Here is a 293-nt window from a genome sequence, read left to right as displayed (position 1 = left end):
CTCTTCCTCGGCGACCGGCAGCCGGCCTACCTGGACGGCTACGGAGTCATCGCCCCGCAATACGCGCGAGAACTGCTCGCCGGGCAGGAAATCCTGAACAACATGACCCTCGCGGAAATGGCCGCCACCCGGCCCCCGGCCTTCATCCACGCGTTGGAAGCCACCATCGAGCTGATCCGCCTCTATACCGCTCCCGGGGACCGGGAGCTGATCGCGATGGACTCCACAGCACGGATCTTCCCGGAGAAAATGAAGAAGTTCATCAGAACCCGGGACCGGCGCTGCCGCACCCC

The 293-nt window shown here is 65.2% G+C and carries 1 pseudogene; it reads left to right on the top strand.

The annotated features are described in order from the left end of the window. Positions 1–293 (top strand): annotated as a pseudogene (locus AC6CHO_RS17230) (HNH endonuclease); the annotation flags it as partial.

The sequence above is a fragment of the Glutamicibacter sp. GQ173 genome (assembly GCF_059759215.1).
Note: the sequence above shows the minus strand (reverse complement) of the source record. Positions and strands in the feature narration are given on the sequence as shown.